At 62.3% G+C, this 24142-nt stretch carries 24 protein-coding genes and 1 pseudogene; 17 read left to right on the top strand and 8 right to left on the bottom strand.

Features of this window, described 5'->3' with window-relative positions:
- Positions 1-2: 2 nt before the first annotated feature.
- Positions 3-236, bottom strand: coding sequence for a DUF2093 domain-containing protein (locus NKH60_RS21450; RefSeq protein WP_031211156.1), 234 nt, complete (start codon positions 234-236; stop codon positions 3-5).
- Positions 237-354: 118 nt separating this feature from the next.
- Complete coding sequence (locus NKH60_RS21445; protein WP_352873239.1) at positions 355-1281, bottom strand: LysR family transcriptional regulator; 927 nt, start codon at positions 1279-1281, stop codon at positions 355-357.
- A gap of 90 nt (positions 1282-1371) precedes the next feature.
- Between NKH60_RS21445 and NKH60_RS21440 the strand changes: the two genes are divergently transcribed.
- Positions 1372-2265: a DMT family transporter gene (locus NKH60_RS21440; protein ID WP_352873237.1), complete on the top strand. Its 894-nt coding sequence runs from the start codon at positions 1372-1374 to the stop codon at positions 2263-2265.
- 76 nt (positions 2266-2341) lie between these two features.
- Positions 2342-2686 (top strand): DUF2185 domain-containing protein, encoded by a 345-nt coding sequence (locus NKH60_RS21435; RefSeq protein WP_352541554.1) that lies wholly within the window; start codon positions 2342-2344, stop codon positions 2684-2686.
- 61 nt (positions 2687-2747) lie between these two features.
- Here NKH60_RS21435 and mutL read toward each other — a convergent pair whose 3' ends face one another.
- A complete protein-coding gene (gene mutL / locus NKH60_RS21430) occupies positions 2748-4598 on the bottom strand; it encodes a DNA mismatch repair endonuclease MutL (RefSeq protein WP_352873235.1) in 1851 nt (616 codons plus the stop codon).
- Between the two features lie 630 nt (positions 4599-5228).
- Between mutL and NKH60_RS21425 the strand changes: the two genes are divergently transcribed.
- From NKH60_RS21425 to NKH60_RS21415, 3 genes and pseudogenes are all read left to right on the top strand, one after another.
- The gene (locus NKH60_RS21425) at positions 5229-5486 is read left to right on the top strand and encodes a colicin D domain-containing protein (protein ID WP_352474380.1); all 258 of its coding nucleotides are present in this window, start codon (positions 5229-5231) and stop codon (positions 5484-5486) included.
- Positions 5483-5755 carry a colicin immunity domain-containing protein gene (locus NKH60_RS21420; RefSeq protein WP_352873232.1) on the top strand — a complete coding sequence of 91 codons (273 nt, stop codon included), beginning with the start codon at positions 5483-5485 and terminating at the stop codon, positions 5753-5755. The genes NKH60_RS21425 and NKH60_RS21420 overlap by 4 nt, the downstream gene beginning before the upstream one ends.
- Positions 5756-5828: 73 nt before the next feature.
- Positions 5829-6332: pseudogene (locus NKH60_RS21415) on the top strand (transposase); the annotation flags it as partial.
- 241 nt (positions 6333-6573) lie between these two features.
- On the opposite strand, the gene NKH60_RS21410 reads toward NKH60_RS21415, so the two are convergent.
- A complete protein-coding gene (locus tag NKH60_RS21410) occupies positions 6574-7476 on the bottom strand; it encodes a LysR family transcriptional regulator (RefSeq protein ID WP_352873231.1) in 903 nt (300 codons plus the stop codon).
- Between the two features lie 103 nt (positions 7477-7579).
- On the opposite strand from NKH60_RS21410, the gene NKH60_RS21405 reads away from it, so the two are divergent.
- Complete coding sequence (locus tag NKH60_RS21405) at positions 7580-8569, top strand: zinc-dependent alcohol dehydrogenase family protein (protein WP_352873229.1); 990 nt, start codon at positions 7580-7582, stop codon at positions 8567-8569.
- Between the two features lie 17 nt (positions 8570-8586).
- On the opposite strand, the gene NKH60_RS21400 is transcribed toward NKH60_RS21405, so the two are convergent.
- Complete coding sequence (locus NKH60_RS21400) at positions 8587-9489, bottom strand: LysR substrate-binding domain-containing protein (protein WP_352682156.1); 903 nt, start codon at positions 9487-9489, stop codon at positions 8587-8589.
- 91 nt (positions 9490-9580) lie between these two features.
- Here NKH60_RS21400 and NKH60_RS21395 point away from each other — a divergent pair, with 91 nt between their 5' ends.
- The 6 genes from NKH60_RS21395 to NKH60_RS21370 all read left to right on the top strand — a co-directional run bounded on the left by NKH60_RS21395 (position 9581) and on the right by NKH60_RS21370 (position 16061).
- On the top strand, positions 9581-11131 hold the full coding sequence (locus NKH60_RS21395) for a trimethylamine methyltransferase family protein (RefSeq protein WP_352569798.1): 1551 nt from the start codon (positions 9581-9583) through the stop codon (positions 11129-11131).
- Between the two features lie 41 nt (positions 11132-11172).
- Positions 11173-12822 (top strand): ABC transporter substrate-binding protein, encoded by a 1650-nt coding sequence (locus NKH60_RS21390; RefSeq protein WP_352682154.1) that lies wholly within the window; start codon positions 11173-11175, stop codon positions 12820-12822.
- Positions 12823-12927: 105 nt separating this feature from the next.
- Positions 12928-13407 (top strand): DUF3828 domain-containing protein, encoded by a 480-nt coding sequence (locus NKH60_RS21385; protein WP_352542343.1) that lies wholly within the window; start codon positions 12928-12930, stop codon positions 13405-13407.
- Positions 13408-13411: 4 nt separating this feature from the next.
- Positions 13412-13969 carry a hypothetical protein gene (locus NKH60_RS21380; RefSeq protein ID WP_352845185.1) on the top strand — a complete coding sequence of 186 codons (558 nt, stop codon included), beginning with the start codon at positions 13412-13414 and terminating at the stop codon, positions 13967-13969.
- 11 nt (positions 13970-13980) lie between these two features.
- Complete coding sequence (locus NKH60_RS21375) at positions 13981-15165, top strand: mandelate racemase/muconate lactonizing enzyme family protein (RefSeq protein WP_352542345.1); 1185 nt, start codon at positions 13981-13983, stop codon at positions 15163-15165.
- A gap of 110 nt (positions 15166-15275) precedes the next feature.
- Positions 15276-16061, top strand: a complete 786-nt coding sequence (locus NKH60_RS21370) for an alpha/beta hydrolase (protein WP_352873226.1) — start codon at positions 15276-15278, stop codon at positions 16059-16061.
- A gap of 14 nt (positions 16062-16075) precedes the next feature.
- On the opposite strand, the gene queF is transcribed toward NKH60_RS21370, so the two are convergent.
- The gene (gene queF, locus NKH60_RS21365; RefSeq protein WP_023674394.1) at positions 16076-16537 is read right to left on the bottom strand and encodes a preQ(1) synthase; all 462 of its coding nucleotides are present in this window, start codon (positions 16535-16537) and stop codon (positions 16076-16078) included.
- Positions 16538-16650: 113 nt separating this feature from the next.
- On the opposite strand from queF, the gene NKH60_RS21360 reads away from it, so the two are divergent.
- A complete protein-coding gene (locus NKH60_RS21360) occupies positions 16651-18696 on the top strand; it encodes an oxidoreductase (protein ID WP_352473628.1) in 2046 nt (681 codons plus the stop codon).
- Between the two features lie 140 nt (positions 18697-18836).
- On the opposite strand, the gene NKH60_RS21355 is transcribed toward NKH60_RS21360, so the two are convergent.
- The gene (locus NKH60_RS21355; protein ID WP_023674396.1) at positions 18837-19244 is read right to left on the bottom strand and encodes a hypothetical protein; all 408 of its coding nucleotides are present in this window, start codon (positions 19242-19244) and stop codon (positions 18837-18839) included.
- Between the two features lie 117 nt (positions 19245-19361).
- Between NKH60_RS21355 and NKH60_RS21350 the strand changes: the two genes are divergently transcribed.
- From NKH60_RS21350 to NKH60_RS21340, 3 genes are all read left to right on the top strand, one after another.
- Complete coding sequence (locus NKH60_RS21350) at positions 19362-19787, top strand: MarR family winged helix-turn-helix transcriptional regulator (RefSeq protein ID WP_352473629.1); 426 nt, start codon at positions 19362-19364, stop codon at positions 19785-19787.
- Positions 19788-19867: 80 nt separating this feature from the next.
- Positions 19868-20110: a type II toxin-antitoxin system Phd/YefM family antitoxin gene (locus NKH60_RS21345; protein WP_352873223.1), complete on the top strand. Its 243-nt coding sequence runs from the start codon at positions 19868-19870 to the stop codon at positions 20108-20110.
- Between the two features lie 17 nt (positions 20111-20127).
- Complete coding sequence (locus NKH60_RS21340) at positions 20128-20565, top strand: type II toxin-antitoxin system VapC family toxin (RefSeq protein ID WP_352473630.1); 438 nt, start codon at positions 20128-20130, stop codon at positions 20563-20565.
- Between the two features lie 11 nt (positions 20566-20576).
- Here the strand turns inward: NKH60_RS21340 and NKH60_RS21335 are convergent, their stop codons facing one another.
- Positions 20577-22649, bottom strand: a complete 2073-nt coding sequence (locus NKH60_RS21335) for a putative bifunctional diguanylate cyclase/phosphodiesterase (protein ID WP_352473631.1) — start codon at positions 22647-22649, stop codon at positions 20577-20579.
- Between the two features lie 265 nt (positions 22650-22914).
- Between NKH60_RS21335 and NKH60_RS21330 the strand changes: the two genes are divergently transcribed.
- Entirely contained in the window at positions 22915-24102 is a 1188-nt protein-coding gene (locus NKH60_RS21330) for a glycine C-acetyltransferase (RefSeq protein ID WP_352873221.1), read from the top strand.
- The last annotated feature ends 40 nt before the right edge of the window (positions 24103-24142 follow it).

The following is a 24142-nucleotide window of genomic DNA, read 5'->3' as shown; positions in this document are numbered from 1 at the left end:
GACTAGCGTCGGCGGCGCAGTTCCGGATGCGCTTCGATCTCGCGGCGCAGCGAGGCGGCGGCGTTCACATAGGGTTCCTGCCTGGCGACACTCCAGTATTTGAGCTCGTCGAGCGGGATGCTCTCGCCGGTCACCGCACAGCGCACGAAGGCGCCGGGGCTGGTCACCTGGAAGTCGCCGTCGAGATAGCGGATGCGGGCTTCCTTGCCGCCGGGTCCTTCGAAACGGTTCATCATGGGGTGGTGCCGAAATTCATGACGATGTCATCGCCACAAATTGCGGCGAGGTCAAGCTTGACGTTGATGACGGCCGATCTCCCCCACAAGGGGGGAGATCAGCGCTTGTCCGTCGCTCCTAGCTCTCTACCTCAAGGAACGCTTCGATCTTCTCCGCTGGCAGCCCTGCCTGGACGGCGATGCGCCGGGCAAGCTCGGCGGCGGCGGCGCGCGGGCGCCCCAGCGGCCGGTCGAGCCAGTAGGATATCGGGCTTAGCGCACTGCGCTCGTCTACGGCGACGATGCGGCCCGATTTCAATTGGTCCACCGTCAACGGCGGACGTGCCAGCGCAATACCGAGCCCGTGCGCAGCGGCGTCGAGCACGAGGTTGTAGTCCTCGAAACGGCGGTCGTGCGGCCGCGGCCGATAGTCCATCTCCTGCGCCGCAAACCAGGCGCGCCACGCCGAAGCGTCGGAATCATTGATCACCGGAAATTCGAGCAGCCGGGCAGGATCTCCGCGACCGATCTCCCTGGCCAGTCCCGGCGAGGCGACCGGGAACACATATTCTTCGAAAAGCTGCACCGAGATCCGGCCCGGAATGCGGCCGCGCCCGCAGCGGATCGACAGGTCGATGCCCTCGTCGGCAAGATCGCCCTGGCGGATGTCGACGTCGAGCACGATACGCAGCTTGGACGGGTGGTTCTCCAGCGCCGCCATGCGCGGCATCAGCCACAGCCCGCTGACCGAAGGGATCGAGGTCAGCCGCACCACCGCCGTGCCGCGCGGCTCGACCCAGCGATCCGAATTGCTGGCGATCAGGGCAAAGGCTTCGGTGGTGCGCAGATGCAGCCGGTTGCCCTCGATGGTCAGCGAGACGCCGCGCGCGCCGCGATCGAAGACTTTCAGCCCGAGCCAACCCTCGAGCTTGGCGATCTGCCGGCTGACGGCGCCGTGAGTGATGTTGAGCTTCTCGGCCGCCGCCGAAAAGCTGCCGGTCCGAGCCGCGGCGTCGAAGGCGCGCAGCGTTTCGAGCGGCAGCATCGGGTCTAAGCTGTGATCCATAGTCACAGGTGATCCTCGATTTGTTCGTTTGTCAACCGACCCGCAATAGCGTTTCTCTACTTCATGGCATTGGATCGCGAGGACACCCAGATGAGCGCTTACACCGGCACGTTGAATACGACACAGCGCATGGATGCCACGGCTGCCATCGCGGTGGCGCTGACGGTGGTCGGCTGGGCCTCCGCCTTTCCGGCGATCCGCGCCGGCCTTGCCGCTTTCGGGCCGCTGGAACTTGGCGCGCTGCGCTTTGCCATCGCCGCGGTTCCGGCGGCGATCTTCTTCGCGGTCAAGCGGCCGGCACTGCCCAGGCTCGATGAACTCTGGCGCTTTGTCTTCGGTGGTGCCGTCTTCGTCGCACTCTACACGGTGATGCTCAATTTCGGCGAGTTGACCGTTTCGGCCGGTGCGGCCGGCTTCATCATCAATGTCAGCCCGATCTTCACCGCCATCATGGCCATGGCGCTGCTCGGCGAACGCTTCTCGGGCCTGGCCTGGGCCGGCACATTCCTGTCCTTCGCCGGTATCGGGATCATCGCCATGGGCGAGGGGCAAGGGCTGCATTTCAACAATGGTGCGCTGCTTGTCCTCGGCTCGGCGCTGTGCTCGGCCGTCAACACCATCGTCCAGAAGCCGCTGTTTGCCCGCCATCACCCGCTGACGATCTCGGCCTCGAACATGGTGCTTGGCGCGCTCTGCCTGTCGCCGTTCCTGCCGAGCGGTCTGACGCAGGCGGCGGTCGCCGATGCCGCCGGGCTCGGCGCGGTCATCTTTCTCGGCATCGTGCCCAGCCTGATCGCCTACGCTGCCTGGGCAACAGCGCTTTCCCGCCTGCCCGCGGCGCGTGCCTCGAACTTCCTCTATCTGGTGTCGCCGATGGCGACGCTGATCGGCTTCTTCTGGCTGGGCGAGGTGCCGACGCTGCTTGGCATCTTCGGCGGCGCGCTGGCGCTGGGCGGCGTCATCGTGGTGAATTTGAAGAGATGAGAGCTTTAGTGCTTGACTGCTGGTGGCGTACGCGGCTGATTTAACTAGAAGTACGGTTGCCACCAGTGAGCTTTGAATGCCTAAGACGTTTTTCAGGGATGGTTCGACGTTTCGCCCAATAGCAGTTGGTTACGGCAGCTGTATTGCGACCGACCGCATCACCGTGGATGGCGCGCAAGTAGGCTATCTTTACCGCGAAACGCCAGATCATCCGGTTGATAGCGGATGGTGCTTTTTTGCAGGCGATGAATCTGACGAATACATCAACGACCCCAACAATTCCGGGTTGTACGATGTCAATACAATTGCGAATTACGACCCGCTCATTACCTCTTGTTTAGAGGCGCCTTGTGGAAGTGCGTTTTTGAGAATCGAGGGGAAGTTTGTCCGTCAGAAGTTCGAACCCCCAGATGATGATTAAAGCCGCCTGTGGAACCAGCCTTGCTAGCGAGTTATAGACAGCGCCAGCGCGAGCGACCTTCTCACCGCCTCCCAAACAGCCTCTCGATATCCGCCAGCTTGAGCTCGATATAGGTCGGGCGGCCATGGTTGCAGGTGCCGGAGCCCGGCGTCGCCTCCATCTGCCGCAGCAGCGCGTTCATCTCTTCCGGTTTGAGCAGGCGGCCGGAACGTACCGAGCCGTGGCAGGCCATGGTCGCGGCTATTCTGTCCAGCCGCTCCTTCAGCGTGTCGACCGTGTCGTTGTCGGCGATCTCGTCGGCGAGATCGCGCACCAGCTGCTGGACGTTGGTCTCGCCGAGCATCGACGGCGTCTCGCGCACCGCGACGGCACCGGGGCCGAAGCGCTCGATGCCGAGGCCGAAGCGGGCCAGCGTCTCGGAATGCCTGGCAAGCCGCTCGGCATCCTCTTCCGACAGATCGACAATCTCGGGCAACAGCAGCATCTGCGACGGCACCGAGCGTGAGTGGAGGGCGTTCTTCAAGGCCTCGTAGACCAGCCGCTCATGTGCCGCGTGCTGGTCGACGATGACCAGCGAATCCCTGGTCTGGGCGACGATATAATTCTCGTGCACTTGCGCGCGCGCCGCGCCCAGCGCCGTGCCGAGCAGCGTTTCCGCCGCTTCGTTTTGCCCGGCGCGCGCATCGGCGCTGTGCAGCGGCCCGGCGTCGAAGGCCGCCTGCTCGTCCTCGCCGAACCCGTCGCCCATATTGAGCGGCCGCTGCGGCGAACGGGCAGGATCGAACCCGGCAAAGCCCGATGCCCGATAGGCGGCCTCGTAGCTGCGGTGACCGTTGGCCGGGCCACCATGCGCATAGGATGCGGCGCCTGGCCGGAACGCCGCCATCATGCCGGCGGCCCCGGTGGTGGCGGCGCGGATGCCGGCATTGGCCAGCGCTTCGCGGATAGCGCCGACGATCAGCCCGCGCACCAGCCCCGGGTCGCGGAAGCGCACGTCTGCCTTGGCCGGATGGACGTTGACGTCGACGATCGCCGGATCGAGCGCCAGGAACAGCACGGTGACGGCATGGCGGTCGCGCGGCAGCACGTCGGCGAAGGCGCCGCGAATGGCGCCGGCGATCAGTTTGTCACGCACCGGGCGGCCGTTGACATAAGCGTATTGCTGCAGCGCGTTGGCGCGGGTGAAGGAGGGGACCGAGACATGGCCGGCGAGATGCACGCCGTCCCGCGTCGCGTCGATGGCGATCGCATTGTCCGGAAAGTCGGCGCCCATCACCTGCGCCACCCGGCGCAGCCGGCCTTCCGGGCTGTCGTCGGTCGCCGGCAGTTCCAGCGTCGAGCGGTCCGGGCCGGCCAGGGTGAAGCGCACGGCGGGAAAGGCGATGGCGATGCGCTTGACCACGTCGCCGATGGCCGAGCTTTCGGCGCGCTCGCCCTTCATGAATTTGAGCCTTGCGGGCGTGGCGAAGAACAGGTCGCGCACCTCGACCGTGGTTCCGCGATTGGCCGCCGCCGGCCTGACCGCGGAGACGCGGCCGCCCTCGATGCCGATCTCGGCGGCGTTTTCACTGGACGCGGTGCGCGAGCGGATCGACAGCCGTGCCACCGAGCCGATCGAGGGCAAGGCCTCGCCGCGAAAGCCGAGCGAGCGGATGTCGTGAATGTTGTCGGCGAGCTTGGAGGTGCAATGGCGCGCAATCGCCAGCGCCAGTTCCTTTTCCGGAATGCCCGAGCCGTCGTCACTGACGCGGATCAGGTTCAGCCCGCCGCCGGCGGTGACGATCTCGACTCTGGTAGCGCCTGCATCCAGCGCGTTCTCGACCAGTTCCTTGACCACGCTTGCCGGACGTTCGATGACTTCGCCGGCGGCGATCTGGTTGATCATCGTTTCGGAAAGCTGGCGGATCGGCATGGGGCACTATAGGCGGATTCGTGGTCGATGCGGGAGGGGGAGAATAGCCTTGACCGTTGCAAGGCAGTGAGACTGCTCCGTTGCTCCGCCAGAGGGGGTGCTGTCCCGCCACGATATAGAGATAGGAATATTGTTGAGTGAATGGGCTTGGCCCCAACTGACTTATTAGAATTAGTCGGGCGAAGGCCAAAATCCGAAGCGAATGGCCGTTGGGGGCGACATTTGGACGTCATCCTAGATTACTTGATGGTAAAGTTCGCTCGATGGATACAGCGTCGAAAGAGTCGTATTGCGAGAATAATTTGGTTTACTATTTGGACGGTTATTTCGATATTGCTAACAGTTTTTCTATTTTACCTCCTGTATATTCGAAACCTGACCATATAGTTTCGTGTTTCTACCACTGCGGCGCAGGTGCCGCCGCAGGCTTGATCGCGGACACCCTCGATGCGGATCTCGGGGGCACTGTCGCGATAGTGTGCTGAAGGTTCTGCAAAAAGTTTTGGAGAGAGAACGGGGCTTGCTCTGAGGGGCGAGCTGCCATGGCACGCTGGTGACGTTTCGACTACCTATTCCCGTGGAAGGGGAGTGCCATGACCAATCGAGAAATTAGACTGAGCAGAGGGCGAGTTGAAAGCGTTGCTGTCGTCGGATGAGGACGGCTTTCGCAAGGTCTTGCAGATTGTGGTGCAGGAGGCTTTGGAGGCCGAGATGACGCAGGCCATCCAAGGAGCTTATCAAGGGCAATCAGTAACGCACTTCGTCGACCCGCAAACCGGCTTGAATGTCATTCGCGATAGTTCAGGAAATCTCCTGTCTGGATGGAAGCTCAGTCCCAAGCAGTTAGAATATGTCTTGACGACCGGAAAACTGGGAGGCGGACTATGAGCAGCGTATCTGGCGAATATCGTGCGTTGGTTGAAACCTTTCTCGCAAGGGAAATAGATGCTCCTAAGTTGGTAGAAATTTACTTAAAGAAATTTAAGAATGAGACGCGAGCCATCCCAGAGCAGGAGTTTAAGGTGATAGATGAGATCTTTGCTGACATTGACTCATACACTTCCGATATCAGCTTGATTAGAGAGAATCCTAGATTCTATGTTGACGAAGCACAACTGAGAGTAAAAGTTGCGGAGGCCCTAGACCGGCTCCCATGAGGCTTACCGGGATAACCGAAAGCAATTATCTCAATCCCGCTCTACAGCGGCGCGAGTTCGTGACAGAGCTCAAGCGGGCTCGCCGGCGGCAATCCGCGAAGTGCTGCCCGAGGCGGTCTGGCAGCGCTGCTACGTGCACTTCCTCAGAAACGCGCTCGACTACGTGCCGCGCAAGATCGACGACGATTGCCTGATGGAGCTCAGATGGTTCTACGACCGGCGCGACCTTGCCGAGGTCAAACGCGACCTGGCGCAGTGGATCGCCAAATGGCAGGCCAAATACCCGAAGCTGGTCAACTGGGTGGAAGATAACATCGAGGAGACGCTGAGCTTCTATCGGCTGCCGCTAGCTCACCACAAGCACATGAAGTCGACGAACATGCTGGAGCGGCTGAACCAGGAGATCAAGCGGCGCACCCTGGTCGTTCGCATCTTCCCCAACCCGCGGAGCTGTCTGCGGCTGGTTCGGGCGCTGGCGGTGGAGATCCACGAGAACTGGCTCGAGGCGACCCGCTACCTCAACATGGATCATCTGCGCGAGCACAAGAAGGAGAGCCTGAGGGCCTTGGCCGCCTGAGCACCGTCATGTGTCCGCCGCTCCGCTAAACACGGGGGCTGCGCGGCGGACACGCCGACGTCACTGCAATGCCACGCCATTTTGCAGAACTTGACGCACACAACTACTGTCGCCCAATGCGAGGCGCGAGCGGATCGATAGCGGCGCTGCCGAGCCGATCGACGAAGCCTCGCCTCGAACGGCTTGTGCTTGCGTCGAGTCGTTCTCGAGGAAATCCACGCAGATAACCGCGACCGTGCATTCAAGTCATGAGCTTGGGCAGCGCTGCCGACAGTGCATCGACGGCAAGGCGGACTTTCATCGGCAGATGAGGCGTCTGCAACCACAGGGCATGAACGTCATAGAGAAACCTCGGCTGTTCCGGCAACAGCGGGACAAGTACGCCGGCTTGAATGCGCTGGCGAACCATCCAGTATGGCAGCCAGGCGAGCCCCATGCCGGCGGCCGCGGCATCGGCGATGGCATCGAGGTCGTCGAGCCGCAATCTGCTGACTGGCCTGACCTCAATCGCGGGGTGGCCATTGCGCGGAAACAGCCACGGCTGAACGGCACGCCCGGAACGGCGGTAGATGATCGCGTGACGGCTGCCGAGGTCATCTATTTCCTGCGGCTGGCCATGCCGGTCGAGATAGGACGGCGACGCGCAGACGACCATGCGCTGGCGCGCGATGCGACGCGCCATCACCCCGGTCTGGTCCTCCAGGTCGCCGGTTCTAATGGCAAGATCGCAGCCGTCCTCGGCGAGGTCGGCGATGGCATCACTGAACGACAGGTCAAGTTCCAGCGCCGGATATTGCTGCGCAAACCCGAACAGGATCGGGGCAACGCAGCGCCGGCCGAAATGCACCGGCATGAGGACACGCAGCTTTCCGCGCGGTTCGGCAAGCTGGTCGGCGGCGAGTGCATCCGCGGCCTCCGCTTCGGCAAGCACCAGCCGGCAGCGTTCATAATAGGCGCGCCCGAAATCGGTCAGGCTTTGGCGGCGCGTGGTCCGGTTGATGAGGCGCACGCTCAGACGCTCCTCGAGAAACCGGACATGCTTGCCGACCATCGGCCCGGACAGATCGAGAGCCGCCGCCGCGGCTGCGAACGAGCCCAGGTCGACGGCTTTGACGAACACGGCCATGCTCGTAAGGCGATCCATATTCAAAACCTACAGTTTCTGCTGATCTACTCAAGCGGCTATTTATCCGCCTGATGAGCGCTGGCATAGCTGATTCAGTTCAAATATTTTGGAGTTTTGACCGATGGCACGTGTCGTTCGCTTTCATGAACTCGGTGGTCCCGAGGTCCTGCGCATCGAGAATGTTGACACGCCTGCGCCCGCGAGCGGTGAGATTCAGATCCGCGTCAAGGCGTTGGGTATAAACCGCGCCGAGGCGCTGCTGCGTTCGGGGACCTACATCCAGACCGCGCCGTTGCCTTCCGGTCTTGGGCTCGAGGCCGCGGGTATAGTCGAGATGGTCGGCGAAGGCGTGGACGGGTTTGCGCCTGGCGATGCCGTCAGCATCGTGCCGCCATTATCGATGGCCCGCTGGCCTGCCTATGGTGAGATTGCCACATATCCGGCCGAGCTCGTCGTCAAGCATCCACCATCGCTGAGCTGGGAAGAAGCCGCCGCAGCGTGGATGCAATATCTCACCGCCTACGGTGCGCTGATCGACATTGCCAACCTCCAAAGCGAGGACTTTGTTGTCATTACCGCGGCCTCGAGCAGCGTCGGACTTGCCGCGATCCAGATCGCCAACATGATTGGCGCGACCCCGATCGCGGTCACACGGACGTCCGCCAAGAAGCGGGCTTTGCTTGAGTTCGGCGCGGCCCACGTCATCGCCTCGGCAGAGGAGGACCTGGAAGCCAGGCTGAAGCGAATCGCCGGCCCGGACGGCGTGCGCGTGGTGTTCGATGCCGTCGGCGGCCCGATTTTCAAGCCTCTGACGGCAGCGATGGCACCGGGCGGCATTCTCATCGAATATGGCGGCTTGAGCCTCGACCCGACACCCTTTCCGCTACCTGCAGTGCTGGCAAAGACACTGACGCTGCGCGGTTATCTCGTCCATGAGATCGTGCGCGATCCGGTCCGGCTGCAGGCCGCCAAGGCGTTCATCCTCGACGGACTGAGCTCGGGTTCGCTGAAGCCGGCAATCGCCAGAACCTTTCCGTTCAACCAGATCGTCGAGGCGCACCGCTATCTCGAATCGAACGAACAGTTCGGCAAGATCGTCGTGACCGTTTGACCGGGCATTTATCGGCCTCACGCCTGCGCTGCCAGCCAGTCCCGCACCTTGCGGGCGTTGTCGCTGAGTTCGCGGTTCCTCGACCAGATGACATGAAAGCCCTTGCCGGTCGTCATCGTGTGGCCGGTGACGCGCACCAGCAGCCCTGATGCCAGCAGCCGCTCCGCGAGGTGACCCCAGCCGAGCGCGATGCCTTGTCCTTCCATGACGGCCTGGATCACCAGCGCATAGTCGTTGATGCGCAAGCCGCGTCCGGCATCGGCGATGTCGACACCGGCTGAGGCGAACCATTCGTCCCAGCTCGCGGCCTCGCGAAACGGCTCTTCAAGATGAATAAGGCGGTGCGATTGAAGGTCCGCGACACGCTCCGGCAGCCCGAACCGTGCCACATAACTAACGCCGGCAACGGGGAATATCACCTCATCGGCCAGCGGCAGCGAATGATAATCCGTCCATTCCCTGGGCTCGCCGCCGCGGACGCCGAGCGGGATGTCTTCGGCGATGATGTCGAGATCGCGGTCGGCGGTCTGGATGCGCAGGTCGATGCCCGGCAATTCGTCGCGAAACTGCTGCAGGCGCGGCATCATCCAGAACGAGGCGAAGGCGGTCGAGGCGGCGAGCGTCACATGCGCGCCGACGGCGATCTGGCGCAGATCCTCCGCCGACTTGCGAATGTGCGACAGGCCGAGCGAGACGTCGGCATGGAAGCGGTCGCCGGCCTCGGTCAGGCTGACCTGCCGGTGGCGGCGCTGGAAGAGTTTGGCGCCGAGCTGCTCTTCGAGCCCACGGATCGCATAGGAGACGGCAGCCTGCGTCATGCCGAGCTCGCGTCCGGCGGCGGTAAAGCTCGACAGCCGCCCGGCGGCCTCGAAAACGATCAGGCTGCCGGCCGACGGCAGCAGGTGGCGCAAGCTTCGCATAAACTGAGCTTATACAAGAGATCAGGATTTTCCAGCGTCACAGCCGCATTTTGTCTGGCTAGATTGGTCGAGACAGGAAGATGGAGCCTCCATGAACGCACCGGCCGTTGAAGTGAGCGAACACACCAACCGCCGCAGCGGTGGCCGCCTGGGGCGCAAGGCGCTGCGGGGCGCACCCATAGCGTCGTTTCCAACCCTGGTCCGCCAGATTCCCGTCTATCAGATGGTTCCGGACGAGGCGGTTGAGCTGATCCACCAGGAGTCGCTCTCCATCCTCGAAGAAGTCGGATGCGAGTTCCGCGACGACGAGGCGATCGCAATGTGGAAGGCGGCGGGCGCCGATGTCTCGGAGACAAGGGTCCGGATCGACCGCGCCCTGCTGATGGAGCTCATCTCGAAGGTCCCGTCGGAGTTCACGCTCAATGCGAGGAATCCCCAGCGTTCCGTACGTGTGGGTGGAAACAACTCCATCTTCGTGCCGATGTACGGGGCGCCTTACGTGCGCGACCTCGACAACAACAGGCGCTACGGCACACTCGCCGACCTCAACAATTTCCACAAGCTCGCCTACATGGCGCCGGCGCTGCATTCGTCGAGCTCGATCATCTGCGAGCCGATGGAAATTGCGGTGCCGAAGCGTCACCTCCACATCATCCATTCGGCGCTTAAGCACTCCGACAAGCCGTTCATGGGCATCGTGACTTCCAGGGATCGGGCCGAAGACACGATGGCGATGGCGGGCATCGTGTTCGGCGAGGATTTTGTCCGCGACAACCCGGTCCTGGTGTCGATCACCAACTGCAATTCGCCGCTGGTGTGGGACGCCACCATGCTGGACGCGATGAAAGTCTATGCGCGCCACAACCAGCCGCTGATCCTCGCCCCCTTCGCCCTTTGCGGCGCCTCGACTTCGGCCTCTGCCGTCGGTGCGGTCGCGCAGGTCAATGCCGAAGCGCTCGCGGGCGTCGCGTTCACACAGCTCCTGCGTCCGGGTTCGCCGCAGATCTACGGACAGTTCATGGTGACGGTCGACATGAAGACCGGCGCTCCCATGGGCGGCACGCCGGAGGCGGCCCAGATGATGTATCTGATGGGCGCGCTGGCGCGGAAGTATCGTCTGCCGTGGCGCACGTCAGGTTTCCACGTCGGCTCGAAGCTGAATGACGCCCAGGCGGGCTACGAGGCGAACATGCTGATGCATGCCGCCATCCTTGCCGGCGCCAACTACATCTGGCACTCCGCCGGTTGGCTCGAGGCCGGCCTGACCTGCGGCTATTCGAAATTTGCCACCGACTGCGAGCAGCTTGTCGGCTGGTACAAATATGCTGGCGGGCTGCCATTCGACGATTTCAAGGAGGCGATGGCGGCTATCCGCGAGGTCGGACCGCAGGGCCATTTCCTCGGCACCCAGCACACGCTTGAACATTTCGAGTCCGCCTTCTTCATACCGAGCATCATGGACTTCAATTCATTCGAACAGTGGAAGGCGGAAGGAGCAAAGGACCACGACACCCGCGGCCGCGAGAAAGCGCGCAACATGCTCGCCGATTATGAGGAGCCGAAGCTCGATGAGGGCATCGCCGATGGTCTCAAAGATTTGATTGCGCGGCGCGAGGAGAAACTGCCGGACAGCGTTAGTTGATCACGGGCGAAGACCCGATGCGAACCATAAGGGAGGAAAAAATGACACTCTTCAGAAGCAACGGCGATCGCGTACCGAGCGCCATCGAAGCAATGGCCAGCGAGGCGCGCGCCGGTCGCGTCGACCGGCGGGAGTTTCTGGCCCTGGCAAGCGCTTTCGGCGCATCGACGGCCCTTGCCTACGGCATGATTGGACTTGCCGTGCCGGAGCGGGCTTTGGCTGAAGAGCCGAAGAAAGGCGGAACGCTGCACGTTTCGATGTCGGTGAAGGCGCAAAAGGACACGCGCACCTACGACTGGGTGGAACTTGCGAACATTTCACGCTGCTGGCTCGAGCCGCTCGTACGCTACACCCGCCAGTTCACATTCGAGCCGGTTCTGCTCGAAAGCTGGGAGGTCAACGACGACGCCACCGAATACGTGCTGCATGTGCGCAAGGGCATCGCCTGGAACAACGGCGATGCTTTCAACGCCGATGACGTGGCCTACAATCTAACGCGCTGGTGCGAGAAGGCTGCCGCCGGCAATTCGATGGCCGCGCGCGTCGGTGCGCTGATCGATGCAAAGACCGGCAAGGCCAGGGAAGGGGCGATCACCAAGGTCGACGACAACACGGTGAAGCTGAAGCTGAACGAGCCGGACGTCTCGCTGATTCCGAACTTCACCGACTATCCGGCGCTGGTGGTCCATCGCAACTTCGACGCCGACGGCGCCAATCCGATCGAGAAGCCGATTGGCACCGGGCCGTTCGAACTGGTGTCTTATGCGGTCGGCCAGAAAGCGGTCGTCAAGCGTCGTGAGAATGGCAAATGGTGGGGCGGTGAAGCGCTTCTCGACGGCGTCGAATTCATCGACTACGGAACCGATTTCAACGCCTCGATAAATGCATTCGACTCCGGCGAAATCGACCTCAATTTCGAGACGCCGGCCGACTTCATAGACATTCTCGACAAGATGGGGCTGGTCAAATCGGAGGTTGCGACAGCGACCACGCTCGTCGCCCGGACCAACATCACGAACAAGCCCTATGACGACAAGCGGGTTCGCAACGCCCTCCAGATGGCCGTCGACAACAAAGCGGTGCTCGAACTTGGCTACGCCGGGCGAGGCACTGTTGGTGAAAACCACCACGTCAGTCCGATTCATCCGGAATACTACGCGCTGCCCAAGAAGACACGCGACGCCGCGGGCGCCAGGAAGCTTATGGCCGATGCCGGGCAGGACGACTTCGAGCATGAACTGATCACCGTCGAGGACGATTGGCAAAAGAACACCGGCGACGCTATTGCCGGCCAGTTGCGCGATGCCGGGATCAAGGTGAAGCGCACCGTGCTGCCGGGATCGACATTCTGGAACGACTGGACGAAATACCCCTATTCGATGACCATCTGGTACATGCGCCCGCTTGGCGTACAGGTGCTGGCGCTCGGCTATCGCACCGGCGAGGCCTGGAACGAAACCGGCTACTCGAACCCTGATTTCGACGCCAAGCTCAAGCAGGCTCTTTCGCTCATCGACGTGGAAAAGCGCCGCGAGGTCATGAAGGACATCGAGCAGATCCTGCAAGATTCGGGCGTCATCATTCAGCCGTTTTGGCAGAAGCTGTTCAGCCACATGAACGAGAAGGTGAAGAACTACGGTGTCCACCAAACCTTCGAGATGGATCTCCAGAACGTCTGGCTGAACGCCTGAGTTGCCAGCAGAGGACGCGTTGCAGGATTTCATGGACCGCAAGAAGGCCGACGGGCAAGATGCGTGGTACTGATAGCTTCCGTCAGTGAACAATCGGGGACACCCATGAAACTGCCACTTTTTGTTGCCGCGCTTTCGATGGCCGTGCCGGCGGCCGCGTTTGCCGGCCCTGCTGCCAACGCCGTGAAGTTCTTTTATGTCCCGTCGGTCAAGTTCGAGGCCGATGCGCAATATCGCGACCGCTTCACCGCGCCGGTGACGAAACTGTTCGAATTGAACGACAATGCGGCAAAGAACCATCCGGATGAAGTTCCCTGCATCGACTTCGCCCCTGGTCTCGATGCGCAGGACTATGACGAGAAGACCGTGGCCAAGACGCTGACGCTGGCCGAAACGCTGGACGGCGACAGCGCCGAGGTGACGGCGACGTTCAACCTTTTTCCGGAAGGCGATGGTTCCAAACGCGAAATGGTCTGGTCGTTGAAGAAGATCGACGGCCAGTGGAAGGTCGCCGACATTACCTCGAAGACCAGCGGCTGGACCCTGAGTGCGCTCGAATGCCTGGCCGGACAGTCGCCGGAGTGATGCCGTGCTTCGCTGCCGTCCCTGGATTTTGGCGACTGCGTGCCTGCTGGCCGGATTGAGCAGCGCCGCCGCTCAGGGCCTATTCGGCGCGCCGCCCGCAAATGCGCCGGCCGACAGTGCGGCACCTCCGCCGGCAGTTTCGCCGCCGGCAGAAAACGCGCCGGCCGCAGCCGTGCAGCCGGGCTCGCCGACCGCGGTGGTGAAGCCGTTCTACGAGCATGCCGGGCTCGAGGTCGATCCGGCTCAGCGGGGTCATTTCACCGACCCGGCAAAGTCGGTGCTGGACAAGAGCGACGCGCTGCGGAGGTCGGGGCAGGGCGAGTGCCTCGATCCCAACATGGCGCTCGACAATTCCGAATACGAAAAGGCGGAGATCGACAAGAGCCTGAAGACCATCGAAGCGATCAAGGGCGACGAGGCCAAGGTCGTCGTCGCTTTTGTCGTCTCCGGCAATCCGCACCGGCTGGAATGGAAGTTCAAAAAGATCGATGGCGACTGGAAGATATCGGACCTGCTCTCGGTGACCGGCGAATGGGCGCTAAGCCAATACCAGTGTGAGTGAGAACGGAACCGATGAAGATCACCAACATCCGCGTCACCCACGTCAACGTCCCGCTCGATGCTCCGTTCTGGTGGACGGCTGGTCTCTACGGCGGCGCCTCGAAATCGATCATCGAGGTCGAGACGGACGAAGGCGTGGTCGGACTGGGCGAGGCGCCATGGTGGCATTTCGGCGAGGTGATCAAGGCCGAGATCGCGCCGGCGCTGATTGGCGCCGATCCGCTCGACATCGCCGACTGCGAGGCGCGCTGCGTGCCGCCCTGGCAGATTACCGCCAACACCGGCGAGAATGCAGCCACGGTGGCGTTCGGCGCCGTCGAACTGGCGCTGTGGGATATAAGAGGCAAGGTCTTCGGCATGCCGCTCTACAAGCTGCTCGGCGGCGCGGTGCGCAAGGACATTCCGTTTTCGGAATATTTCGCCTTTCGCCCCGCTCACGGCGGAGCCGGCGGCGAGATGACCGCCGAAGCGATCGTCGACTACTGTCTCGGCATGCGAGAACAGCACGGCTCGACGATTTTCGAGGGCAAGCTGATCATGGGCGATCCCGAGCTCGAGATCAGGACAGTGCGCATGCTGCGCGAGGCGCTTGGCGATAAAGCGCAGATCAAACTCGATTCCAACATGCAGTGGTCGCTGACCACAGCGCGCTGGGTGCTGCGCGAGATCGAGCCGTTCAACATCCGCAACTACGAGGATCCGGTCGCGACCTTCGAGGAGATGGCTGCGCTGCGCCAGCATTCGCGCATTCCGTTCTCGACGCACATCCCGGATCTCAGACGGGCAGTCGCGCTCGGTGCGCCGGATTACTTCGTCTGCAATTTCGCAGCACTCGGCGGATTGTCGAAAACTCTGAAATTCATCGCCGCCTGTGAGGCGATGGGCAAGGGGTTCTGGTGCTATTCGAACGATCTCGGCATTATGACATCGGCTTATCTGCACGTCGTGGCGGCGACACCGTGGATCACCGAGGCGTCGCAGTCGTTGTTTCGCTGGCAGATCGGCGATGTCATCAAGGACGGTCCTTTCCGCCAGACGGGCAATACGGTGCGCGTGCCGGAGGGTGACGGGCTGGGCGTCGAACTCGATCCGGCGGCAATGAAACGCTGGTCAGCGCACTTTGCCGAACACGGGCCGATGCACCATTTCAGCGACCCGAACAGCCCCAGCCGCTACCGGCGGCTGCCGCTCAACTGATGCGAAGTGCACGTGACCGATCGATGAGAAGAGGTCCTGTCGTGGTTGCTTTATTCGCGGCGGTTTGCGTCCTGGCCTGCGCTGTCACCTGGGAGGCAGGAAGCCATGCGGTGGCCCGCGTGCCTCAGCAAAGCTTCACGCTGCCTGTGGGGTTACCGGTGGAGCGCATCGTTCTGAAGCGGGAGGGCGCGCCCGACCTTGCCGGTTGGGTGGCGGATCGGCAGGACAGTTGCGGAACAATCGTGCTGTTACACGGACGTGGTTCAAACAAGCTGGCCATGGTTCCAAGAGCGAAGCTGCTTTTCGAAAGCGGCTACTCGATCGTGCTGTTCGATCTGTCGGGACATGGCGAAAGCGGCGGCGATATCAGAGGCTTTGGTTACATCGAACGGCAGGACGCCAGCCGCATCCTCGCCTTTGCCCGGCAACGCTTCGCCGGTCGCAAGGTGGCGGCCATCGGCTCGTCGCTCGGTGCGGCTGCTTTTGTATTTGGCGCTCAGCAGGAGCATGCCGACGCCTATGTCCTGGAGCAGCTCTACGCGACTTTGCTGGAAACCACGGCGTTGCGAGCGCCCTTGCCTATGTTGCGCGACATACAGGCGACCATCCTCTTGGCGCAGATGCAGCTCCGCCTTGGCTTCGGGGTAGATGATGTCAGGCCGGTCGATCGCATCGGCGCGATTGATCGGCCGATATTGCTGCTAGCAGGCAATTCGGATCCGTTTGTCGCTCGCAGCCAGACACTGGCGTTGAAAGATGCGGCAGGCGCTGACGCAAAGCTGGTCTGGTTCGACGGCGCGCGGCATGTTGATCTCTATCGCTATGACCAACAGCAGTACCGCGACGCGGTGATGCCTTTCCTGGAGACCAACCTGTGCCGGACCGGGATCAGGTGAGCCGCTCCGTCCGATCAGCCGCGCCCGCGATAGGGGGCGACGCCGGTGTCGGGCAACCACACACCTTCCGGCGGCGCGCCGGTTTGCCAGAACACGTCGATCGGAATGCCACCGCGCGGATACCAGTAGCCGCCGATGCGCAACCACAATGGCTTGGTCGCGGCGATGATGCGGCGGCCGATCATGACGGTGCATTCTTCGTGGAAGGCGCCATGGTTGCGAAACGAGGTCATGAACAGCTTGAGCGACTTCGATTCCACCAGCAGCGCATCGGGTGCGTAGTCGATGACGATATGGGCGAAGTCCGGCTGGCCGGTGACCGGGCAGAGCGAAGTGAATTCCGGGCAGGTGAAGCGAACGATGGCCGGCGGGCCGTCGCCGCGCGAAAACGGCACGGTTTCCAGGACTGCCGCTTCAGGGCTCTGTGGCGCCTCGACGTTGGTGCCGAGCTGGGTGAGGTTTTTCGTATCGGTCATGAGCAGGTTCCTTGCTGCATGTCGCCCAAAACTGCGCAGCGATTTTGGGACAGCGACATGCGTAAAAACAAAATTTGCCGCTCATTAGCACAATTTGAAACAGCAGGAAGACGATGACCAGCAACGACCCGCTCCTCCAGCCCTATCAGCTCAAGCATCTGATGCTGAAGAACCGGGTGATGTCGACCAGCCATGAGCCGGCCTATTCCGAGGACGGCATGCCGAAGGAACGCTACCGGCTCTACCATGCCGAAAAGGCCAAGGGCGGCATGGCGCTGACCATGACCGCCGGTTCGGCGATCGTCTCGCGCGACAGCCCGGCCGCTTTTGGCAATCTGCATGTCTATGACGACCGCATCGTGCCGTGGCTCGCCGAGCTTACCGATGCCTGCCACGAGCACGATTGCAAGGTGATGATACAGATCACCCATCTCGGCCGCCGCACCGGTTGGAACAAGGCCGACTGGCTGCCCGTGCTGTCGGCTTCGCCGGTGCGCGAACCGGCCCATCGCGCCTTTCCCAAGACTATCGAGGACTGGGATATCGAGCGCATCGTAGCCGACTATGCGGCGGCCGCGCAGCGCTGCCAGGCTGCCGGCCTCGACGGCATCGAGTTCGAAGCCTACGGCCATCTGATGGACGGTTTCTGGTCGCCGGCCACCAACCAGCGCGACGACGATTTCGGCGGCTCGCTCGACAACCGGCTGCGCTTCACCGGAATGGTGCTCGACGCGGTGCGTGCCGCGGTCGGCGAAAAGTTCGTCGTCGGCATCCGCATGGTCGCCGACGAGGATTTCGAGAAAGGCCTGTCGAAACAGGAGGGCGTCGAAATCGCCAGGCGGCTGGCCGGCTCCGGCAAGGTCGATTTCCTCAACATCATCCGTGGCTCGATCGAGACCGATGCGGCGCTGACCAAGGTCATCCCGGTGACCGGCATGCGGTCGTCGCCGCATCTCGACTTTGCCGGCGAGATCAGGGCAGCGACGAAATTCCCGACCTTCCATGCGGCGCGGATTTCCGACGTCGCCACCGCGCGTCACGCCATCGCCACCGGCAAGCTGGACATGGTCGGCATGACGCGCGCCCACATTGCCGACCCGCATATCGTCAAAAAAGTGATGGAGGGCCGCGAGCACGAGATCCGCCCTTGCGTCGGCGCCACCTATTGCCTCGACCGCATCTATGAGGGCGGCGAGGCGCTGTGCATCCACAATGCGGCGACGGGCCGCGAGGCTGATATCCCCCATATTATTCCGAAAACCGAGGGACCGAAGCGGAAGGTGGTCGTCGTCGGTGCCGGCGCCGGCGGGCTGGAGGCGGCGCGCGTCGCCGCCGAGCGCGGGCACCAGGTGACGGTGCTGGAAGCATCGAGCCAGGCCGGCGGCCAGGTGCGGCTGGCAACGCAAAACCCGCGCCGCAAGGAATTGATCGGCATCATCGACTGGCGCCTGGCCGAACTCGACCGGCTGGGCGTCGAGATCCGCTACGACAAATGGGCGGAGACGGACGACGTGCTGGCGCTGTCGCCGGACGTGGTGGTGGTCGCCACCGGCGGCCTGCCGCAGAACCCGCCTCTGACGGCGGGCGACGATCTCGTCACCTCGAGCTGGGACATCATGGCCGGCAGCGTCAAGCCGGCCGAGAACGTGCTGCTCTATGACGACAATGGCGGCCATCAGGGCATGGGTGCCGCCGAACTGATCGCCAATAGCGGCGCCAGGCTGGAGCTGGTTTCACCAGAGCGCTTCTTCGCCCCGGAAATGGGCGGCATGAATCATGTGCCCTACATGCGCGCCTTCCAGGAAAAGGGTGTCACGGTGACCATCAACACACGGCTACGTTCTGTGCGGCGTGAAGGCAACCAGCTGATCGCCGAGCTCGCCTCCGACTTCGCCGATGGCTGGCGCGGCGAGCGGCGGGTCGACCAGGTGGTGGTCGAGCACGGCACGCTGCCGCTCGACGATCTCTACCTGGCGCTGAAGCCGCTGTCGAAGAACGCCGGCGCGATCGATTACGAAAAACTGATCAATGGCGGCGACATCTTTCCTGCGCGCAATCCGCAAGGCGGTTTCGTCGTCTTTCGCATCGGCGACGCGGTAGCTTCACGCAATATCCACGCTGCGATCTATGACGGCATCAGGTTCGGCTTGCGAATCTGAGGAATATTTTGGATTGATTGGTGGCGCGCAGCCGAACCTCCGTACGGAGAGCCACCACGGTACGTCGGTCCGGTCTGCGCGCCGCGCACGCCGCCGGCCATCGCCGGGCACCGTACGATCTTGCGATTGCGGCAGGACGTTCAAAACATCCTGGCGGTGGCCATGCAGAACACGGTGATGACCAGCAGGCCGCCGGCGATGCGTTCGCCCTTTGTCATCTTGGCGCGCAACTGGGTTTGCTTCGCCGCATCAGCGCCGGCCAACTGCCTGCTGGCGGAACCCACCAGCGCGCCCTGAACCCCGGCGGCGATTAACGCCGTCAAGATGCCGAGCGCCAAGACCTTCTCCATCGAGCCGAAAGAGCCGTTGTGGAAGAAATACCACAGCAGCAAGCCGGTGAGGAAAACCACGCCGGCTGCGCCCATTTGCGGCCGGAAGAAACGTTCCGCCCTGATCTCCGGTTCGCGGGCGACCGCGATGGTGGTGCCGGCCCAGAACACGCCCGCCATGACGTGAAGGCCGAGGACGATGATGTAGACATATTGCATGACCGCATTTCCTCTCTTGCCCACCGCCAGGCATATCGATAGATATCAAATGATTAGATGTCAACGCATAAGCTCGAGCCGGTTCCATAGGCTTTGCCCTTGTTCTAGTGTCGGATCATGACGCCCTTTGACCGCCCGCCGATCGGGATGAATCTCGCGCGCACCGCCAAGCTGGTTGCGCAGGCTTTCGACGCTGCCTTGGTCGAGGCAGGCGGCACGCTGCCGGTCTGGGTCACGTTGCTGTCGGTCAAGTCGCGGGAGCTGGCCAACCAACGCGAGCTCGCCGGCATGATCGGCATCCGGGGCGCAACGCTGACCCACCACCTCAACGCCATGGAGACGCAAGGCCTGCTGATGCGCCGCCGCGATCCCGAGAACCGCCGGGTTCACCAGGTGGAGCTGACCCAAGCCGGAGAAGCGCTGTTCCTGCAATTGCGCACCGCCGCGTTAGCCTTCGACAAGCGGCTGCGGAAAGGACTGTCCGACGACAGGCTGGCAGAGTTTGCACAGGTGCTGGCCGCGTTGCGGGCCAATGTCAGTTGATACCGATTGGACCGCAACCCTTGTTCCAAGCCGTCTGCAATGTTATATGACCATGGTAGTCATATGCGAGGGTGGCAAACATGCGCGAAATTCAGTTGAAAGACGCCAAGGCGACGCTTTCGGCAGTCGTCGATCAGGCAGTTGCAGGAGAGCCTGCCATTATCACACGCCACGGTCGGAAGCAGGCCGTCATCCTGTCGTTCGAAGATTATCAGCGGCTGTCTCGGGTGCCGAGCTTCGGGCGGCTGCTGGCGGCTTTTCCCGGGGACAAGGACGACATTCCGCCTCGTTCCCGTAAGCCGGCTCGCAAGATTGCGTTGTAGCGCGGCGACCAGCCCTGATGTTTCTGCTGGACACCAACATCATCTCGGCAATGGCTCCAGCCAGGAAGGTTGATCGGGCGGCGCTGATGGCATGGCTCGATATGGCGAGCGAATACCTGTTCCTATCCGTTGTGACTGCGTCCGAAATCGCGGCGGGGATAGCGAAGGCGGAGCGCGACGGCGCGACCACAAAGGCCGCGCTGCTACGCGACTGGTGGCAGGCAGTCGAGCACCTTTACGGGGCAAGGATTCTGCCCTTCGATTTGCGAGCCGCGCATGCCGCGGGTTCTATTCTTGATCGCGCAAGGGCTCATCGGCCGGGATTTGAAGATATAGCGATTGCTGCTACGGCCGAGGTTCACGGCCTGGTGATACTGACGGATAACGAGCGTCATTTCGCACCACTTGGGGTGCCGATGCTCAATCCGCTGAGAAACCTGCCGCCATTGCAGTAGTTCCGACTTTCCTACGCCCGGCAGCCCTGCAGCACCGTCAGCCTGGCCTTCTTGGGCGTTCGCGCCACCAGCCATTCGCGCACGCTGTCCGGCGGCATCGGGAAAGCGATGGAATAGCCTTGCACCTGGTCGCAGCCGATCGCCATCAGCGAGTCGAGCTCGGCTTCGGTTTCGGCGCCCTCGGCAACGATCGAGATGCCGAGACCGCGGGCGAGCTCGGTGAGGGCACGCACGATCTTGGTGTTGCCGCTGTTCTCGTTGATGTTCTGGACGAACCGGCGGTCGATCTTCAGCCGATCGATCTCGTTTGGATTGACATGGCTGAGCGATGCGTAGCCGGTGCCAAAATCATCGAGCTCGAGATGGATACCGGCGGCGCGAATGTGCCGCAGCTTTGCCGCGATACCGGTCTTCTCGTCGTCGAGGATGACGGATTCGACGATCTCCAGCGACAGTTTGTGCGCTGGCAGGCCAGCCCTCTCCAGCATGTCGAACAGGAAGACTTCGAAATCTGTCTCGCGCAGCTCCGAGCCGGATACATTGACGGCGATCCGTCCGAAGGCGATGCCTGCGCGGTTCCATTCGGCTGCTTCGTCGATCGCCTTGGCGATGACGATGCGGCCGATCTCGGGCATGAGACCGCATTTTTCCGCGATCGGAATGAACTCGCCCGGCGCGATCATGCCGCGCTCGGCATGTCTCCAGCGAACCAGAGCCTCGATGCCGCTGATGGCGCCGTCCGACAGCGAGACTTGCGGCTGGAAATAGACTTCGAACGCCTTCTCCGAGATAGCGGTCCTGATATCGAGCTCGAGCTGCTTGCGATAATCGAGTTCGTGCCTCAGCTCCTCGGAGAAGAACGACAAGCTGCCGCCGCCCTGCTTCTTGGCGGAATACAGCGCCAGATCGGCATGGACGAGCAGATCCTGCGCATTGTCGGCGTCGACAGGGTAGACCGCAATCCCGGCACTTACGCCCGGATGGATTGTCGTGCCTCGAAAGACGATCGGCTTGTTGAGCTTGGTCAGGATGCGCCGGGCGACGGTATCGATGTCCTCGGTGCTGCCGGCACCGTTGAGAATCATGACGAATTCATCGCCGCCGAGCCGCACGTTGAGATCCGACGTACGGCACGAATCACGCATGCGCTGCGCAGCCGCCACCAGCACATAATCGCCGGCGGCGTGGCCGAACGTGTCGTTGATCTGCTTGAACCGGTCGAGATCGAACTGCACCACGGCAACCCGTTCACGCCGTCGCCGCGCGGCATTGATCAGCGTATCGAAATGCTCGGTCAAAAAGGTGCGGTTGTGCAGGCCGGTCAGCCCGTCATGCACGGCGATAAAGGCCATGGAATTGCGCGCATCGACCAGCTCGCGCGTCCTGCGCAGGATGGCATTCGACATTGGCCTGAAAATGAAAAGCGCCACCAGCACGATGACGCCGATGGTCGAGTAGAACAATGTGCGGTTAAGATCGAGAAGTGTTTCGGATCGCTGGTCTGCAAAGGCACTGATGCGCTGGCCAAGTGCGGCATAGCCCGACAATGTTGCGTTGGCAACGGAAGCGTTCAGGTTGACGCGCTCCTCTCCGCCTTTGTAGCCACCATTGCCGGCCATGTTGAGCCGCGATTCGAATGACGAGATCAGGCGTTCGCCGTTGGCGATAAGCCCGACCGAGAAATAGTCGAGATGGTACGGCTTGGCGAAAAGTACGCTCTCGATCGATCTCGGATCGAACCTTGCCGGCGACGCCGGATCGGCGGCGGTCCGTTCGAGCAGCAGATCGTAGTTCTCCTCGAACTCCACAGTCGCTTGCTTGAGCGCGCTAACCAGGGCCGGCTGCTGGTCGCGTGAGGCGGTACCGGTGGCGCCGGCAAGGAAGACGATGCGCTGCGATAGGGCTTTTTGTGTGCTGACCACATCGAGCAGTGCCTGGTTGTGCTGCTGGGCCGCCATCATCTGCTGCAGCAGGATGAAGGAGGCCACGACCATGGCGGCGATGATCAGCAGAGCCAGCCAGTAGCCGGATTTGATCAGGAGTATGAGCCTGCCCGAAACGGCGTGCACCGGCTGCTGTGACATTTTCTGAGGCGGCCCTCTCGCCAACGAATTCTTGTGCGACAACCTTTGGCTTCAAAGTGTTAACAGGTTTGGGACGGCAGCATGCCGGCGGCGGCGACCGTGGCGAGAAACCCGCAAAGTGGTTATTGCAATCTTTCGCGGCGCCTCCGCATTTGAACATCGTGGCCTCTGCCGTGCCATTGCCGCCACCGAAGCGGTCGCTTTTGCGATGGATTTTTCGTCCGCGCGGCGCGACAGTCCTCATCGATCTCAACAGGGCCTGATCATGACCGAAGCATTCCTTTCCCACATCGACAGCGAGCTTGAAGGACTGAAATCGGCCGGCCTTTACAAATCCGAACGGGTGATAACCTCGACCCAATCGGCCGAGATCGAGGTCGGCGGCGAGAAGGTGCTGAATTTCTGCGCCAACAATTATATCGGCCTCGCCGACAGCGCCGAACTGCGCGAGGCGGCCAAGCAGGCGCTCGACCGGTACGGCTACGGCATGGCATCGGTGCGCTTCATCTGCGGCACGCAGGAAGAACACAAGCAGCTCGAGGCGACCATTTCTGACTTCCTCGGCATGGAGGACACCATCCTCTACGGCTCCTGCTTCGACGCCAATGGCGGCCTGTTCGAGACGCTGCTCGGCGAGGAGGATGCGGTCATCTCCGATGCGCTGAACCACGCCTCGATCATCGACGGGGTACGGCTGTCGAAGGCAAAGCGCTTCCGCTACGCCAACAACGACATGGCCGATCTGGAAGCGCGGTTGAAAGAGGCGCGCGACTGTCGGTTCCGGCTGATCGCCACCGACGGCGTGTTCTCGATGGATGGCATCATCGCCAATCTGAAAGGCGTCTGCGACCTCGCCGACAAATACGATGCGATGGTCATGGTCGACGACAGCCATGCTGTTGGCTTCGTCGGCAGGAACGGCCGTGGCTCGGCCGAACATTGCGGCGTCGAGGGCAGGGTGGACATCATCACCGGTACGCTGGGCAAGGCATTGGGCGGCGCGTCGGGCGGCTACACATCGGGCAGGAAGCAGGTGGTCGACTGGCTGCGCCAGCGCTCGCGGCCCTATCTGTTCTCCAACACGCTGATGCCGGCGATCGCTGGCGCTTCGATCCGGGTTTTCGAGATGATCCGCAATGGCGATGCGTTGCGCCAGCGCCTATATGCCAATGCGGCGCGGTTTCGCTCCGAGATGGGCAAGCTCGGTTTTACTCTGGCCGGCGCCGACCATCCGATCATCCCGGTGATGCTGGGCGACGCGACGCTGGCGCAGGAAATGGCGGCGCGGATGCTGAAGCGCGGTATCTATGTCATCGGCTTCTCGTTCCCGGTGGTGCCGAAGGGCCAGGCGCGCATCCGCACGCAGATGTCGGCCGCCCATTCCGGCGCCGACATCGACCGCGCGGTCGAAGCGTTCGCCGCAGTCGGTCGCGAACTCGGCGTGATTTCCTGAGCGGCCGGATCAAGAGATTCAAGCGACTAAGGTTCTGGGG

This window comes from Mesorhizobium sp. M1006 (assembly GCF_040318825.1).
In the GTDB taxonomy this organism is placed as follows: domain Bacteria; phylum Pseudomonadota; class Alphaproteobacteria; order Rhizobiales; family Rhizobiaceae; genus Mesorhizobium.
The sequence above is the reverse complement of the archived record's forward strand: the minus strand, read 5'-3'. Positions and strand labels throughout refer to the sequence as shown.

What these genes read in the sequence shown, in the direction of transcription:
- NKH60_RS21450 (WP_031211156.1), bottom strand. Translation starts at nt 236, where the DNA reads ATGATGAACCGTTTCGAAGGACCCGGCGGCAAGGAAGCCCGCATCCGC.
- NKH60_RS21445 (WP_352873239.1), bottom strand. Translation starts at nt 1,281, where the DNA reads ATGGATCACAGCTTAGACCCGATGCTGCCGCTCGAAACGCTGCGCGCC.
- NKH60_RS21440 (WP_352873237.1), top strand. Translation starts at nt 1,372, where the DNA reads ATGAGCGCTTACACCGGCACGTTGAATACGACACAGCGCATGGATGCC.
- NKH60_RS21435 (WP_352541554.1), top strand. Translation starts at nt 2,342, where the DNA reads ATGCCTAAGACGTTTTTCAGGGATGGTTCGACGTTTCGCCCAATAGCA.
- mutL (WP_352873235.1), bottom strand. Translation starts at nt 4,598, where the DNA reads ATGCCGATCCGCCAGCTTTCCGAAACGATGATCAACCAGATCGCCGCC.
- NKH60_RS21420 (WP_352873232.1), top strand. Translation starts at nt 5,483, where the DNA reads ATGAGCAGCGTATCTGGCGAATATCGTGCGTTGGTTGAAACCTTTCTC.
- NKH60_RS21410 (WP_352873231.1), bottom strand. Translation starts at nt 7,476, where the DNA reads ATGGATCGCCTTACGAGCATGGCCGTGTTCGTCAAAGCCGTCGACCTG.
- NKH60_RS21405 (WP_352873229.1), top strand. Translation starts at nt 7,580, where the DNA reads ATGGCACGTGTCGTTCGCTTTCATGAACTCGGTGGTCCCGAGGTCCTG.
- NKH60_RS21400 (WP_352682156.1), bottom strand. Translation starts at nt 9,489, where the DNA reads ATGCGAAGCTTGCGCCACCTGCTGCCGTCGGCCGGCAGCCTGATCGTT.
- NKH60_RS21395 (WP_352569798.1), top strand. Translation starts at nt 9,581, where the DNA reads ATGAACGCACCGGCCGTTGAAGTGAGCGAACACACCAACCGCCGCAGC.
- NKH60_RS21390 (WP_352682154.1), top strand. Translation starts at nt 11,173, where the DNA reads ATGACACTCTTCAGAAGCAACGGCGATCGCGTACCGAGCGCCATCGAA.
- NKH60_RS21385 (WP_352542343.1), top strand. Translation starts at nt 12,928, where the DNA reads ATGAAACTGCCACTTTTTGTTGCCGCGCTTTCGATGGCCGTGCCGGCG.
- NKH60_RS21375 (WP_352542345.1), top strand. Translation starts at nt 13,981, where the DNA reads ATGAAGATCACCAACATCCGCGTCACCCACGTCAACGTCCCGCTCGAT.
- queF (WP_023674394.1), bottom strand. Translation starts at nt 16,537, where the DNA reads ATGACCGATACGAAAAACCTCACCCAGCTCGGCACCAACGTCGAGGCG.
- NKH60_RS21360 (WP_352473628.1), top strand. Translation starts at nt 16,651, where the DNA reads ATGACCAGCAACGACCCGCTCCTCCAGCCCTATCAGCTCAAGCATCTG.
- NKH60_RS21355 (WP_023674396.1), bottom strand. Translation starts at nt 19,244, where the DNA reads ATGCAATATGTCTACATCATCGTCCTCGGCCTTCACGTCATGGCGGGC.
- NKH60_RS21350 (WP_352473629.1), top strand. Translation starts at nt 19,362, where the DNA reads ATGACGCCCTTTGACCGCCCGCCGATCGGGATGAATCTCGCGCGCACC.
- NKH60_RS21345 (WP_352873223.1), top strand. Translation starts at nt 19,868, where the DNA reads ATGCGCGAAATTCAGTTGAAAGACGCCAAGGCGACGCTTTCGGCAGTC.
- NKH60_RS21340 (WP_352473630.1), top strand. Translation starts at nt 20,128, where the DNA reads ATGTTTCTGCTGGACACCAACATCATCTCGGCAATGGCTCCAGCCAGG.
- NKH60_RS21335 (WP_352473631.1), bottom strand. Translation starts at nt 22,649, where the DNA reads ATGTCACAGCAGCCGGTGCACGCCGTTTCGGGCAGGCTCATACTCCTG.
- NKH60_RS21330 (WP_352873221.1), top strand. Translation starts at nt 22,915, where the DNA reads ATGACCGAAGCATTCCTTTCCCACATCGACAGCGAGCTTGAAGGACTG.